The 15,597-nt window shown below is 43.2% G+C and carries 11 protein-coding genes, 1 pseudogene and 1 riboswitch; of the genes and pseudogenes, 4 read left to right on the top strand and 8 right to left on the bottom strand.

What is annotated here, in order from left to right; genetic code table 11:
- Positions 1–649 precede the first annotated feature (649 nt).
- On the top strand, positions 650–1,789 hold the full coding sequence (locus AB1L08_RS11080) for an ATP-binding protein (protein ID WP_413064715.1): 1,140 nt from the start codon (positions 650–652) through the stop codon (positions 1,787–1,789).
- A gap of 95 nt (positions 1,790–1,884) precedes the next feature.
- Here the strand turns inward: AB1L08_RS11080 and AB1L08_RS11075 are convergent.
- Positions 1,885–1,962, bottom strand: a pseudogene (locus tag AB1L08_RS11075) (YjcZ family sporulation protein); the annotation flags it as partial.
- A gap of 227 nt (positions 1,963–2,189) precedes the next feature.
- Here AB1L08_RS11075 and AB1L08_RS11070 point away from each other — a divergent pair.
- Positions 2,190–4,286 (top strand): DNA topoisomerase III, encoded by a 2,097-nt coding sequence (locus AB1L08_RS11070; protein WP_413064714.1) that lies wholly within the window; start codon positions 2,190–2,192, stop codon positions 4,284–4,286.
- Between the two features lie 101 nt (positions 4,287–4,387).
- Here the strand turns inward: AB1L08_RS11070 and ribH are convergent, their stop codons facing one another.
- The 4 genes from ribH to ribD are packed head-to-tail and all read right to left on the bottom strand — an operon-like array spanning position 4,388 to position 7,832.
- A complete protein-coding gene (ribH, locus tag AB1L08_RS11065; RefSeq protein WP_413064713.1) occupies positions 4,388–4,858 on the bottom strand; it encodes a 6,7-dimethyl-8-ribityllumazine synthase in 471 nt (156 codons plus the stop codon).
- An 18-nt stretch (positions 4,859–4,876) separates the two neighbouring features.
- A complete protein-coding gene (locus tag AB1L08_RS11060; RefSeq protein WP_413064712.1) occupies positions 4,877–6,070 on the bottom strand; it encodes a bifunctional 3,4-dihydroxy-2-butanone-4-phosphate synthase/GTP cyclohydrolase II in 1,194 nt (397 codons plus the stop codon).
- Positions 6,071–6,100: 30 nt separating this feature from the next.
- Entirely contained in the window at positions 6,101–6,688 is a 588-nt protein-coding gene (gene ribE / locus AB1L08_RS11055) for a riboflavin synthase (protein ID WP_413064711.1), read from the bottom strand.
- A 25-nt stretch (positions 6,689–6,713) separates the two neighbouring features.
- Positions 6,714–7,832 (bottom strand): bifunctional diaminohydroxyphosphoribosylaminopyrimidine deaminase/5-amino-6-(5-phosphoribosylamino)uracil reductase RibD, encoded by a 1,119-nt coding sequence (gene ribD / locus AB1L08_RS11050; protein WP_413064710.1) that lies wholly within the window; start codon positions 7,830–7,832, stop codon positions 6,714–6,716.
- Positions 7,833–7,985: 153 nt separating this feature from the next.
- A riboswitch (FMN riboswitch) is annotated at positions 7,986–8,126 on the bottom strand.
- 142 nt (positions 8,127–8,268) lie between these two features.
- On the opposite strand from ribD, the gene AB1L08_RS11045 reads away from it, so the two are divergent.
- Positions 8,269–9,249 carry an SDR family oxidoreductase gene (locus tag AB1L08_RS11045; protein ID WP_413064709.1) on the top strand — a complete coding sequence of 327 codons (981 nt, stop codon included), beginning with the start codon at positions 8,269–8,271 and terminating at the stop codon, positions 9,247–9,249.
- 531 nt (positions 9,250–9,780) lie between these two features.
- On the top strand, positions 9,781–11,316 hold the full coding sequence (locus AB1L08_RS11040; RefSeq protein WP_413064708.1) for a multicopper oxidase family protein: 1,536 nt from the start codon (positions 9,781–9,783) through the stop codon (positions 11,314–11,316).
- Between the two features lie 223 nt (positions 11,317–11,539).
- Here AB1L08_RS11040 and aceA read toward each other — a convergent pair whose 3' ends face one another.
- From aceA to AB1L08_RS11025, 3 genes are all read right to left on the bottom strand, one after another.
- A complete protein-coding gene (gene aceA, locus AB1L08_RS11035; RefSeq protein WP_413064707.1) occupies positions 11,540–12,823 on the bottom strand; it encodes an isocitrate lyase in 1,284 nt (427 codons plus the stop codon).
- Between the two features lie 137 nt (positions 12,824–12,960).
- Complete coding sequence (locus AB1L08_RS11030; protein ID WP_413064706.1) at positions 12,961–13,248, bottom strand: hypothetical protein; 288 nt, start codon at positions 13,246–13,248, stop codon at positions 12,961–12,963.
- Between the two features lie 144 nt (positions 13,249–13,392).
- The gene (locus tag AB1L08_RS11025; RefSeq protein ID WP_413064705.1) at positions 13,393–15,576 is read right to left on the bottom strand and encodes a malate synthase G; all 2,184 of its coding nucleotides are present in this window, start codon (positions 15,574–15,576) and stop codon (positions 13,393–13,395) included.
- Between the last annotated feature and the right edge of the window lie 21 nt (positions 15,577–15,597).

Raw genomic sequence — 15,597 nt, 5'->3', positions numbered from 1 at the left:
TAAAAGATCACCGACAATGGCTAAACCGGAATGTGCTGTAATTCGTTCATCTGTCGTTTCAATAATAAACTTTTTCATAGAATACCACCCGTTTGGTGAAGTTACTAATTTTATCTTTTTTGGGTATTATACCTGATTTCACCAGCTTTTGGATGCATTTTAGCTAAATTTTGTCACGGATTAAGGTTCTTCTTAAATTCAATATTAAATAAAACTTATACTTGGCTCCACACGGCTTGCGATTTTTCTTGATAGCTCAGTTGGCCGGTTTCAGGGAAATAAGCCTCAAAGATAGTTCTGTCCGATTTCATCTGGCTGACAGAACCGCGTTTTATCTCCCGGGAAATGGTTCTCCATAGCTTTGGCGATGTCTGGTTACAGACGCCCCTTCGTTAAGCAGGGGCGGAGATTTTTCCGCGGTCAATAGCTGTCAAATGTGTAAAGGTGCGTTTGTTTGTGGTAGACTGTGTTTGAGCCATAGATAAACCCCTCCGTATTGATTGTGTTTTCGTCGACCTAATCATACACGGTTTGTCTATGGTTTTTCACGTTTTAGGTGTTGCATTTGATTATACAACTAGCCTAAATATATTTTTCATAGAGCTTTTTATTTTCTAGTTGTTATAATAGAAGAGAGGTGAGTGAGGGTATGGACCAGCTAAAGGATGATGTGATATCTTATCTCCAAGAAAAAAAGGCAACCATCCTCGAAAGATGGAACAATAAAGCAATGCATCCGCCCGATCAGTCCAAATCAGAACAATTGAAAACAAATCATGTAGGGCGATTTATTTTAAAGATAGCATTACATGGTCTGTCACTATCCCAAACTGAATTGGAAAATTATTTGAAAGCCAATGCCTGCAAATTGGCCAAGATGAAAATGAAGGATAACTTGGGCATTGAAATACTCGTATATAATGTCAATGTAGCAAAAAACATGCTCATTGATGAATTATGCCGTTATCCTGCCCATGTAAAAAAATTGGAGAATATCTTTTCGCAATTATTAAATATCATTGATCGATTTACATTCCATTTGGTTGCCCACTATAGTGCCATGAAAAAACAAGTGAATGAAGAGAAAAACCGCCATATTCATTCCAGCCATGAAGACCGCCTGACACTGCTTGGCCAGATGACATCCAGCTTTGTGCATGAATTTAGAAATCCGCTTACAACCGTGCAGGGATTCGTTCAATTATTGCGTGCCGAACACCCGGATCTCCCGTACATGGATATTATTGCAGCGGAATTGGATCAGTTGAAATTTCGGATTACGCAATTTCTCATGCTCTCAAAAAAACAAGTCGTTGATCAGGAAAAAGTGGTTTTTTCTTTAAATGATCTTTTAGAGCAAATTGCCGCCTTTGTTTATCCCAGGCTGCTCGAATTAAATGTTACCTTAAAGCAGGAATTGGAACAAAATCTATTTGTAAAAGGCGTTCAGGAAGAAATTCGCCAAGTGATCATCAATATTATTTTCAATGCGATTGAGGTGATGGAAGCAGAGAAAGCCGAAGCCGTTATACATATAAAAGGGTACAGAAATGGCGAAAAAATTGTATTGGAAACATCCAATACAGGGCCCAAAATACCGGAGCATTTAATGAAAGATATTTTTGAACCGTTTGTAACGACTAAAAAAACAGGAACCGGCCTCGGACTGTATGTATCGAAGGAAATTATTGAAAAACATAACGGGAAATTATTTTGCGAGTCAAACGATGATTGGACTACTTTTACAATTATACTTGATGCATATGATAAACAAGAAAAGTTTGACTAAAATTTGATCAAGTTGCAGACTGCCCCATACCTAGTGAAAAATGAGGCAGTCTTTTTAAAAATATTTAGGCGGAGAAAACAATTCTCCACCTCATTTTAGTAAACCCACGCCGCGCCTACAATGATCAACAAAATAAACAATACGACGATCAACGCGAATCCTCTGCCGTATCCATAACCGCCGTATCCATAGCCTCCATAACCATAACCGCATCCCCAGAAGCCCATGATGAAATCACCTCCTGATTCGGGAATAAGGGAGAATCCCCTACACCATAAACTATTCAAAAGTTCAGCTTTTGGACTGGGCAGATCCATTACAAATCATCAACTATTTTATCTTTCGCCCATTGACCGTTATACTAAAAGGATATGAACCCCAGTTCGAAAGGAGCACCATTATGAAATCATTAATATTGGCGGAAAAGCCCAGCGTTGCCCGTGATTTGGCACGTATTCTCGGCTGTAAAACAAAACAAAAACATCATATAGAAGGAGACAAATTCATTATTACTTGGGCGCTCGGGCATTTAGTGGAATTAAAGATGCCCGAAGACTATGACACAAAATATAAAACCTGGCGCATGGAAGACTTGCCGATCATCCCTGAAAAAATGGGTTTAAAAGTCATCCGGCAAACAACAGCCCAGTTTAAAGGAATTGAGAAGCTGGCGAGAAGAAAAGACATTAAAGAACTGATTATCGCTACGGATGCCGGACGGGAAGGTGAACTTGTCGCCCGCTGGATTATTGAAAGAATCCGATGGAATAAACCGCTTAAAAGGCTGTGGATCTCATCCTATACCGACCGTGCGGTAAAAGAAGGCTTTCGCCGTCTGAAGCCTGCAAACCAATATGATTCACTATACAAATCAGCTGTTTGCCGTGCAGAAGCCGATTGGCTCATCGGTTTAAACGCAACCCGTGCGCTGACGACAAAATATGAAGACCCTTTATCCGCCGGCCGGGTCCAAACGCCGACATTGGCCATGATCCTGAATCGCGAAAAAGAGATTCAATCTTTTATCCCCCAGAAATACTGGACCGTTCATGCCCAAATCGGAACCTTTACGGCCATTTGGGAAGCAAATGGGGAAAGAAAAGTTTTTTCGGAACAAAAAGCAAAACAAATATTAGACAAAATAAAGGGAAAGCAGGCCTTTGTAAAAACGATTGACCGAAAAGAAAAAACAGAACCGCAGCCGCTTCCCTATGATCTGACTGAACTGCAGAGAGATGCCAACAGGCGGTACGGGTTTTCGGCCAAAAAGACTTCCAACGTATTGCAAGGCCTTTATGAACATCATAAAATCGTTACTTACCCGAGAACGGATTCACGGTATTTAACGACGGATTTGGCCGCGACGATGACCGAGAGACTTTCCGCCCTTTCATCCGTTTATAAGGAAGAAGTGCGCCATGCAATGAAACATAATGGGAAAGTTTTGGCGAAACGGGTTTTTAATAACGAAAAAGTAACCGACCATCACGCCATTATACCGACAGAAGAAAGACCTTCCATGAATGATCTTTCCGGGGATGAAAAAAAATTGTACAGCTTGATTGCCGAACGTTTTTTGGCTCTTTTTTATCCCGCCTGCCGATTTGAGTCCGTGCGCGCAGTGTTTGAAATTGAAGGGGAGCGCTTTACAGTCCGTGAATCCGTAACGGTCGATCCGGGATTTAAAGTCATATTCCGGCAAAGCAATGAACAATCCGAATCATCCAATCAGCTGGCAGTTCTAAAACCAGGCAGGAAAATAGCCGTTCGGGATGCCAGCCTGAAAGAAGATTTGACAGAAGCGCCGCCGCGGTTTGACGAATCGGATTTGCTTGCCCGCATGGAGAAATACGGTTTGGGAACGCCGGCAACGAGAGCGGACATCATTGAAAAGCTCCTAAGCTCCGAAGTGATTGACCGCCAAAATAATCGGCTGTATCCAACCCCAAAAGGCAAACAGCTCATTGATTTAGTAAACGACGATCTAAAGTCACCTGAATTAACAGCCAAATGGGAAGCCGAGCTGGAAGCCATTGCTCGCGGAATAGGAAATCCGGATGAATTTTTGCGGAAAATAAGAAAACAAACAAGGCAAATCGTAACAGAAATCAAGCAGAGCGAAAAGAAATATAAAGCACATAATATTACCGGGACGAAGTGTCCGGAATGCGGTTCTCTTATGAAAGAGAAAAAAGGAAAAGACGGCCGGATGCTCATTTGTTCGGACAGGGAGTGCGGCTTTCGGAAACGGAAAGACCCGAAACTGTCAAACCGCCGGTGCCCGCAATGCCGCAAAAAAATGGAAATTCACGAGGGAAAGGCGGGCGCATACTTTCAATGCCGCCGCTGTAACATTGTAGAGAAACTGGAAAAACAGAAAAAAGCTGTGTCAAAAAGAGAGGAGCGGCAGCTTCTAAACAAATATGCCAATGATGAATCTTTTGGAAACAGTTTGGCCGATGCTTTAAAAGCCGCCTTGGAACAGAAAGAAAAATGAACGGAATGACTCATTACTGATGAATACAATTTGAAGGTAAAAAGTAGGGAGAATTGTTATAAAAACAGGCTGGGCTGAATGCCCTGCCTGTTTTTATGTCTCTATTGATCCATGGATCTGTAAAGGTTGGCCATTTCAATGGCGCTGACAGCGGCTTCCCAACCTTTGTTCCCCGCTTTCGTCCCGGCGCGTTCAATAGCCTGTTCAATCGTGTCAGTCGTTAATACCCCAAAAATTACGGGGATTCCGGATTCCATTGCAGCGTTTGCCACACCTTTTGCCGCTTCGGCGCTTACATACTCAAAATGGGGTGTAGCCCCGCGGATCACTGTTCCGAGTGTAATAATTGCATCATAATGGTTTGTTTTGGCCATTTTTTTCGCAGTTAACGGAATCTCAAATGCACCGGGTACCCAGGCAACGGAAACGTGCTCTTCTGAAACTCCATGCCGCTTGAGCGCGTCCAATGCACCGGAAAGCAGCTTTCCCGTAATAAATTCATTGAACCTCCCTGCTGCAATTCCGATTTTTAAACCTGTCCCAACAAGATTTCCTTCAAAAACTTTCGTCATTCAAACCTCTCCCTTATATTAAAATATCAGCATATGTCCCAGCTTTTCTGCTTTAGCTTTTAAATATCTTTCGTTTTCACGTTTGGTCGGCAGTTGAATCGGGATTCTCTCAACAACGTCCAAACCAACATCACGCAAACCGGATATCTTTCGCGGATTATTCGTTAAAAGCCGGACTTGTTTGACGCCCAAATCCTTTAATATTTGCGCTCCTGCAGAAAAATCACGCATGTCGGCGGCAAAGCCGAGCATCTCATTCGCCTGTACCGTATCGTACCCTTCATCCTGCAATTGATAAGCTTTTAATTTATTGACGAGCCCAATTCCTCTCCCCTCCTGGCGCAAATAAACAAGCACACCGTTTTTCTCTTCCGAAATCCTTTTTAAGGCAGCTTCAAGCTGGGGGCCGCAGTCACAGCGGCATGATCCGAACACATCGCCGGTTAAACATTCAGAATGCAGGCGAACGATCACAGGTTTGTCAGGCATAATTTCCCCTTTTACAAGTGCCACATGCTCTTTACCGTCCGATTTGTCCGTATAAGCCATGATCGTGAAATCTCCGTATTCCGTAGGCAGCTTTGTTTCTGCTGCGCGGATCATTTGGGATTCAGAAAAAAGCCTGTACATGATTAAATCTTTTATCGTAATAATGACCAAATCAAATTGTTTGGCCAATGCTTCAAGATCGGGGAGTCTGGCCATCGTTCCGTCATCATTCATAATTTCACAAATAACACCTGCCGGTTTTGCCCCGCACAGTATGGCAAGATCGACAGCAGCTTCCGTATGTCCGGGGCGCTTCAATACTCCCCCGTCCGCAGCAATAAGGGGAAATACATGGCCAGGTCTTTTAAAATCATCAGGCCCTGCTCCGTCTTCAAGCATTTCCAAAATCGTTTTGGAACGCTCAAATGCGCTGATGCCGGTATGAGTGGAAATATGATCGATGCTGACAGTAAACGCCGTTCCGAACGGGTCCGTATTTTCACGGGCCATTTTAGGCAAATGCAAGCCGGCGGCCAGCTGCTTTGTAATGGGTGTGCAAATAAGGCCCCTTCCCTGTTTTGCCATAAAATTAATGACTTCCGGAGTTGCCTTTTCGGCAAGGGCTACAAAATCCCCTTCATTTTCCCGGTCTTCATCATCCACAACGATAATCACCTTTCCTTTTTTCAGCTCTTCCAATGCTGTTTCTATATCAGCAAACATACTTTCACCTCCATACTTGAAATACGGGACTTATATAAAACCATTATTTGCGAGTTTCTCCATTGTTACCCCGCTCTGCTTGCTCAGCATATGATAAGCATATTTTGCAAGCATGTCACATTCTATATTTACTTGGTCTCCGACCGTTTTTTCAGCCAGAATGGTTGCCGTTTGTGTATGCGGGATAAGGGAAATGGTTACGTTATTTCCATTCACCCCAAAAACGGTCAGCGAAGTTCCGTCAATGGCGATCGACCCTCTGCCATGAATAAAAGGAACACATTCAGCGGGTACTTGAATCGTTGCATACAAGGCGTTTTCACTCCGCTTTTTCTTTATAATGGTGCCTGTACCATCGACGTGGCCGCTCACAAAATGTCCTCCGAATCTGCCATCTGCCCTCATCGCCCGCTCAAGGTTGACGGGCGAACCAGGCTGCAATTTTTTCAAGGAGGTGGCCATATACGTTTCAGGGATCACGTCGGCTTCAAAAGTGTTGGTACCGAATTTTGTAACGGTAAGACATGCGCCATTGACAGAGATGCTGTCTCCCAACTTAACATCTTCCAACACTTTTGTGGCTGAAATCATGATGGTAAAAGATTGGGAGCCGGTCACGACCTTCGAAACAGTCCCGATTTCTTCAACAATCCCCGTAAATATCGTCCTCTCCCCCTTCCTTTGGTACGGCGGTGATCTTTATGTCCGGGCCCATTTTTTCAACCGATTGAAATGCAATCGGCGTTCCTTCTTTTATCAGCTCTTTTGGAGGCCCGCCAAATGCCGGACGGCCCTTGGCGTCGCATAAAATTGTCGGTGCCATGTACATGATAATTTCTTGAAAAGCCTGCGCCTGAATAAAAGAGGAATGTACCGTGCTTCCTCCTTCCACAAACAGGGAGGTGATCTGCTCATTTCCCAGCCATTTTAAAAGTAAATCAATATGAATCATGTCTGATGGCATTCTTTTTACCTTTACGCCTTGTTGTTCAAGGGCATCCTGCCTGCTTTGTTCCGCGCCTTTCCCGCAAACAACAATAACGGGAGCGGCACCATCATGAAGCATATGGGCATCTAAAGGCATGTTTAAACAGGTGTCTAAAACAATTCGAATGGGATGTATTCCACCTTGGGGCAATCGGGTGGTGAGATGGGGGTTATCGGCCAGGACCGTGTTCACGCCAACTAAAATCGCATCATGGCGATGGCGGTATTCGTGAACATCCATCCGTGCCACTTTAGAAGTAATCCATTTGCTGTTCCCGCTTGAAGCTGCTGTTTTTCCGTCGAATGTAACAGCTGTTTTCAATGTGACAAACGGTGTTTTTGTTCTGATGTAATGAAAATAGTGTTTATACAATTCCTTGGAAATATGTTCGCATATTCCCGATTCAACAAAGATTCCGGCAGTGCGCAACCTGTCTGCACCTTTTCCCGCCACAAGCGGATTCGGATCCATACTTGCAATATAAACGCTTTTAACCTTTTTACGAATAATGAGATCTGCGCAAGGAGGCGTTTTGCCCGTATGCGAGCAAGGTTCAAGCGTTACATACAGATCGGCCCCTTTGGCCTTCTCTCCAGCCTCCACAAGGGCATTTACTTCCGCATGCGGTTCTCCCGTCTTCATATGCGCCCCCATTCCGATGATCTTGCCGTCTTTGACAACGACACAGCCAACGGGCGGGTTCGGACTTGTCTGTCCGACAACAGACTCAGCAAGCTGCAGTGCCATTTTCATATAAAATTCTTTACCGGGCATGGCTCCTCCTTTCAAAATGTACATTGATCATCGACGGAAAAAGCCCCGAAACCAATGGTTTCGGGGCTTAAAAAGAACAGCAAATAAACGTTAAGACGAAAACTTTTCCATGGGAAAACAGACATGCCCAAAAGCATGTTTCGCCCTTACGCCGGTTTCCTTCTCCCATCCAGACTTTCACTGTCGGCTTTGGAATTTCACCAAATCCACCGTCTTGACTCAAGACGGGTCACGGGCTAAGAGATTAATCTCATCACCGCCGGTCGGGATTTTCACCCTGCCCCGAAGGAAAAACCTATTCGATTAAATACTATTATCTATATTTAATCATGGTAATGTCAAGGTTTATCTTTTCTTAATCTGAATGATTCTAATTTATTTGTAGTGAACAGCATAAACATTCTATAGAAGAAAATTATTTCTATAGGAGGTTTCCATGGATCAAAAGGATCAAAGTCGTCAATTAGACCAAATAAAGCAAATGCAACAAATGTTTAGAGCGAACATGAAAACTCAACCTTATCCCATGTACCCTAACTATGGGAAAATAACACGTTACGAAGAAATTCCGATAAGTTTACCTGAACAGCGCCAGCTGCGCCATCCCGGAGTGGAAAAATTTATGGTACCCCTTCCAATTATCGAAAACCCGAACTATAAAGGGAGTGGGAAGTTAACAGGAAAAGTAGCACTTATTACAGGAGGTGACAGTGGTATTGGTGCAGCAGTAGCAATTGCGTTTGCTAAAGAAGGCGCAGATGTTGCTATTTCATACTTAGATGAACATGAAGATGCAAATAGAACAAAAACGAGGATTGAACAACTCGGACAACGTTGTTTTCTAATGCCTGGTGACTTGCGAGACAAACAACAGTGTATCTCCATTGTAGAACAAACAGTAAATACGTTTGGACATCTTGATATTCTTTGTAACCACGTTGGTATCCAATTCCAACAACTAAGTCTGCTTGACATTACAGATGAGCAATTCGATGACACCTTCAAAGTTAATATATACTCTCATTTTTACACAACAAGAGCAGCGCTTCCTCATTTAAAACCAGGCAGCTCAATCATTGGCACTTCTTCAGTGGTGACGTATGTAGGTGAGCAGCAAATGATTGATTATACGGCCACAAAAGGCGCAATAGTTGGTTGGACACGTGCCTTGGCTAAAAATGTCGTGAAACAAGGGATCCGAGTCAATGCCGTCGCCCCCGGCCGAATTTGGACCCCACTTATTTCAGCAAGTTTCTCGTCAGACCAAGTCGCTGTATATGGAGCATTTAATCCAATGGAACGAGTTGCCCATCCATTTGAACTCGCACCAACCTTTGTCTATCTTGCTTCTGATGATTCCCGTTTTGTTACTGGTCAAGTTCTTCATGTTGATGGGGGAGAATCCACACATTCCTAACGGAAGGGGGTTACCATTTTGAGATATGAATTTAATCCAGAAGTAAAGCTATTGCTAGTAAACCATTCAAATGAAAAAGTAAAGATGGTCTATATAGAGGATTCCTGGTCAATGTCTAAAATCGCACTTAGACCACCATACTATTGCTACCCAAGTTACAAGCTGAATTATCCAATAATCTAAATAATAACAGACAAAAAGACACAGTGCGGAAGTCCATTCAACATTTTGCTGGCCAAACCATTCATGTTAATGGTGGAGAGCTGACATCATCTAAGAAACTATTCAATCAGTAAGATTAGTTAATCTTGATGCTTGATAAATTCCATTAAATAAATTAATTATTGAGGGTACAACTTGTCAGTTCCTTGGTGTTAGGGATTTTTAAGTGTTGCGTGTGGTAACCTCACTTTTAATCTAAAACTATGGGAGTAGCAAGTTTTTTGCATTTATAGCCCTTTAAATCAAGGATTATTAACTCTTTTAATATAAAAGTTTTGACATTACGGTATGTTATAAAGGAGGCGAATTATGATTCTCTCTAAATTTGTAGACGAACTACCCATCCCACCTATTTTAAAACCTCGATGGAAAGATCAGTTTTATACTTATTACGAAGTAAATATGACTGAATTCAGTCAATCACTTCATAGTCAGTTAAATGACTCGACTGTTTGGGGGTACGAAGATGGATATCCAGGACCTACAATTGAAGTCGAAAGTGGAGAAAAAGTGTTTATTAAATGGATTAACAATCTTCCTGATAAGCATCTTTTTCCAATCGATTATACGGTTCATGGTGCCGATCGGGATGTGCCTGATGTAAGAACAGTGGTGCACGTACACGGTGCTTGTGTTGAATGGGAAAGCGATGGCTACCCAGAGGCTTGGTTTACAAAGGGATTCAAACAAGTGGGGCCATATTTTAGAAAGCAAATATATCGATATGATAATTGTAATTATGCCTGCACTTTATGGTATCATGACCATACGATTGGTATTACGAGGCTAAATATTTATGCAGGTTTGGCAGGATTTTATCTTATCAGAGAAAATCGGGAACGTTCATTGAATTTACCGAGTGGGAAATATGAGATTCCTCTTATGATACAAGACAAGACATTTAATAAGGATGGTTCTCTTTACTACCCGAAGCAACCAGAAAAACCGATTCCTGAATTAGAAACGTCGATTATTCCTGAATTTATTGGGGATACGATTCTAGTAAATGGTAAAGTATGGCCTTATTTAAAAGTGGAACCACGTAAATACCGCTTTAGGCTTTTAAACGCATCCAACACTCGTTTCTATAGGATTAAGCTTGATTCTGGACAACTTATGTATCAAATTGCGACTGATGGAGGGTTGCTGGAATATCCAATTGGTATCAAGGAAATCATGTTAGCACCTGCAGAAAGGGCAGATGTGATCATTGATTTTACCAATTTAGAAGGGAAGAATATTATCATGACAAATGATGCCCCCGCTCCTTTTCCAGGGGGCGACAAACCGGATCCATATACGGTTGGTCAAGTGTTGCAATTTAGAGTAACTCTTCCTTTATCAAGTGTTGACACTAGTACAATTCCGGCTTATATGATACCTGTTCCAAAAATAAAAGAACAGACAGTTACGAGGATAAGATACCTAACATTAAATGATAATATGGATCAGTACGGTCGTGAATGGATGCTATTGGATAATAAACCATGGGATGCACCCATATCGGAAAATCCAAAATTAGGGGCAACCGAAATATGGTACCTCATCAACGTAACTGATGATTCACACCCAATTCATCTTCACTTAATTGATTTTCAAATACTTGACCGAAGAAATTTCGATGTTGATCAGTTTAACAAGGAGAAGGTTATCGAATATACAGGTCCGGCAATGCCACCGGAACCACAAGAACGAGGATGGAAAGATACCGTTCGAGCTAATCCGAAGCAAGTTACTCGAATAATCATGCAGTTCGGACCATTTACCGGGTTATATATATGGCACTGTCATATCTTGGAGCACGAGGATTATGAGATGATGAGACCGTATATTGTTATCCGATAATAATCGGGGATCTGTCAAAATTAACTTAATTAATTGGGGGAAAAAGTGAATTTGTTAGTGTCCCATCGGCAAAAAGAAATAGACCTCCCTTGGGGGTGGTCTATTTCACAAGATTATTCGAGACGGCTATAGTGCTAGAGCGTGTTGCCAGCACTTGCGGTCTTTATAAATTCGTATTTCTTCCCCTTTTTATAACAAATTTCCCCGGAACGAATGCTGCAGATCAGCTTTGCTGGAATTGTTCTTCTTCTGTTGAACCCGACAATGCCGTTGTTGAAGATGTTCCGCCTGAAATAACGAGGGAAACCTCATCAAAATAACCGGTTCCGACTTCACGCTGGTGGCGGGTTGCCGTGTATCCGTCAGCTTCAGAAGCGAATTCGGCCTGTTGTAGCTTGGAGTATGCGGCCATCCCTGCTTCTTTATATCCTTTTGCAAGCTCAAACATGCTGTGGTTGAGGGAATGGAATCCGGCAAGCGTAACAAATTGGAATTTATACCCCATTTTGCCCAACTCTTGCTGGAAACCGGCAATTTCTTCATCTGAGAGTTTGCTCTTCCAGTTAAATGACGGCGAGCAGTTGTATGCGAGCAGTTTTCCCGGAAATTGCTCATGAATCGCTTCAGCAAACCTTCTTGCTTCATCCATATCGGGTTCGGCCGTTTCACACCAAATAAGATCGGCATATGGAGCGTAAGCAAGGCCTCTTGATATCGCCTGGTCAAGACCCGGCCTTGTATAGTAGAATCCTTCCGGGCTTCTTTCTCCCGTGATAAACGGATGATCGTAAGGATCCACGTCGCTTGTCAGCAAGTTCGCCGCATTGGCGTCCGTTCGCGCTATGATGACAGTAGGAATATCCATGACATCGGCCGCGAGTCTTGCAGCAATCAAATGCTTGATTGCCGTTTGGGTAGGTTGAAGTACTTTTCCGCCAAGATGCCCGCATTTCTTTTCGGATGCAAGCTGGTCTTCGAGGTGTACGCCGCCCGCCCCGGCTTCAATCATCGCCTTTGTCAATTCAAATACATTTAACGGACCCCCGAATCCTGCTTCCATGTCCGCTACGATCGGCGCAAACCAATAAGTGTCCCCTTTTCCCTCCGCCTGTTGAATTTGATCGGCGCGTTGCAAAGTTTGGTTAATGCGCTTGACAACATGCGGTACGCTGTTGGCAGGATACAAGCTTTGGTCGGGATACATTTGCCCGGCCAGGTTTGCATCTGCCGCCACTTGCCAGCCGCTTAAGTAGATGGCTTTCAGACCTGCTTTTACCTGCTGCATGGCCTGGTTTCCGGTTAAGGCGCCCAGGGCGTTGATGTAGTCCTCTTCATTGATGAGTTCCCACAATCTTTCCGCTCCCATGCGTGCCAATGTATGTTCAATCACGACCGATCCCCGCAGTTTTGCAACATCGGCCGCCGAATACGGGCGTTCAATTCCTTTCCAGCGTTCTGATTTCCAGCTTTTTTCGATTTGGCGAATTTGTTCCTCTCTTGTCGTCATTCTTCTTCTCTCCCATTCTTACATGTTTATTTTTTATAATGAATAGATTGGGCCCGGGCGCAATCTATCATTCACCGAATCTGTTATACATCTATAATTCAAGTTTTAAAATGTTATATAACAGTATAGGCAAAAAATTAATCGATATGTGCACAGCATTCCAAGGATTCCTTGTAAGAGGAGTGCTCTGTTCCGCATGCACGGCAAAAATTTACATTTTCTTCCGGTTTTTCCAACACGACCACTTCCGGTGCTCTTTGCGGTTCAACAACAAACGAACCATCAACTTTTTTCTTTAATGTCAATAATTCATTTCCGTATACGAATGTTGTTCCGTCCATCTCGTCCACCGATTTTCCCATGATCAACCTTTCCATTACCCATTCGTCAATAAAGATTCGTCCTTCTGATTGTTTCGTTTGCATGTTTTCACCTTCTTATTTAAGTTGTTTCTAATATATAACAGATACAAATAATTTTCAACTGTTATAAAACAATTATTTTGAAATTTTTTTATCGCTTTGGCCATTTTTGATCAATGGGTCAAGAATCACTTGACCCATTCCCCTTTACGCCCTGTTTAAAGCCCGGTTCTGCTTATATGCCAACCGGCGGCGGTGCAATATCGGTTCTGTGTACCCGTTTGGCTGTTCGGTCCCCTTGAATACAAGTTCACATGCAGCCTGAAATGCGGCTGATTCATCATAATTTCCGGACATCGGCGTATAATTTGGATCTCCCGCATTTTGTTCATCAACCACTTTTGCCATTCGTTTCATCGTTTCCAGTACTTTCTCCTTCGTGCAAACCCCATGGCGAAGCCAGTTGGCCATATGCTGGCTTGAAATCCGGAGAGTAGCCCTGTCTTCCATTAGGCCGACATTATGAATATCCGGCACTTTGGAACATCCCACACCTTGTTCAACCCAGCGGACAACATATCCCAATATGCCCTGGGCATTATTATCCAATTCTTCCTGAATTTCTGCTTCGTTCCAATTGGGAATATTCTGCAAAGGAATATCGAGCAATTCATCCCTGACATCCGGAATAGATTTACGGAGATCTTTCTGTACTTCTTCCACATTTACTTGATGATAGTGAAGCGCGTGCAATGTGGCTGCTGTAGGCGACGGCACCCAGGCCGTGTTCGCACCGGCCTTCACATGGGCGATCTTTTGCTCCAGCATATCTTTCATTTTATCCGGCATTGCCCACATGCCCTTGCCAATTTGGGCTTTGCCTGGAAGTCCTGCAGCAAGCCCGGTAAAAACATTTGATTTTTCGTACGCACCAAGCCATTTCGACTGTTTCATTTCATTTTTTCTGATCATCACCCCTGCTTCCATAGAGGTGTGAATTTCATCACCGGTTCTGTCAAGAAACCCGGTATTGATAAATGCAATGCGGTCACGTACTTCTTTAATACAGGCTTTTAGATTTAATGATGTCCGTCGTTCTTCATCCATGACCCCAATTTTGATCGTATTTCTTTTCAAACCGAGGAGGTCCTCTACCCGGTCAAACAGCTCGTTGGCAAAAGCAACTTCTTTCGAACCGTGCATTTTCGGCTTAACGATGTAAATCGATCCCTTTTCGGAATTTTTCTTTACCGTATTGCCAAGTAAATCATGTTTCGCAATTAAACTGGTCACGATTGCATCGAGAATGCCTTCGGGAACTTCTTCCCCTTTCTCATCAAGCATGGCAGGTGTTGTCATTAAATGGCCAACATTACGCACAAGCTGCAAGGAGCGTCCTTTCAGCCGGATTTCTTTTCCGTTGGGCGAAGTATATGTTCGATCGCCATGAAGCGTACGATGAACCGTTTTCCCATTTTTCGCAAAAGTAGATGTAATCGTTCCTTTCATGAGGCCGAGCCAATTTCTGTAGACAAGCACTTTGTCTTCCGCATCGACCGCGGCTACCGAATCTTCGCAATCCATAATGGTTGACAGGGCCGATTCCAAAAGCAAATCTTTTACCCCGGCACAGTCCGTTTTTCCTACGGGATCGTTCCGGTCGATTTGGATTTCGATATGCAGCCCGTTATTCTTTAACAAAATCACCTCCGGCTGATCCGCTACTCCCTGAAAGCCGGCAAATTGATCTTCGTTTTTCAATCGGGTTTTGCCGCCATTTTTTAATTGGACGACAAGTTGGGCTTCTTCAATCACATATTTTACCGCTTCTTGATGGGATGATTTGGCTAGCGGGAATACATAGTCCAAAAATGCTTTTCCATAAGCGATTACCCTTTGGCCCCTGACAGGGTTGTATATGTCTGTCCGTTCCGCCCCGTTTGATTCATCCAATGCATCCGTACCATATAATGCATCATACAAACTTCCCCACCTGGCATTCGCCGCATTAATCGCATATCGGGCATTATTGACGGGCACAACGAGCTGCGGTCCCGCCTGTTTGGCAATTTCCTCATCGACATGGTCTGTTGTAATTTTGAAGTCTTCCACTTCGGGCTCCAAGTAGCCAATTTCCTTCAGGAATTTCTTATAATTGGCCAATCGGAACGAATCGGCGTGCTGTCTATGCCATTCATCTATTTTGGTTTGCATTGATTCGCGTTTTTTAAGCAAGTATTTGTTTTTGGGAGTTAAATCCCGAATAATTTGGCCTGTTCCCTTCCAAAATGCTTCAGGGTTCACTCCTGATTGAGGCAAAGCCTCTTTTTCGATGAAATCATAAAGGACAGAAGCCACCTGCATACCGCCTGCTTTTACATATTTCTCCATTCCATCGCCTCCTAAGAATAA

Source organism: Siminovitchia jepli, assembly GCF_047228825.1.
Taxonomy (GTDB): domain Bacteria; phylum Bacillota; class Bacilli; order Bacillales; family Bacillaceae_C; genus Siminovitchia.
Note: the sequence above shows the minus strand (reverse complement) of the source record. Positions and strands in the feature narration are given on the sequence as shown.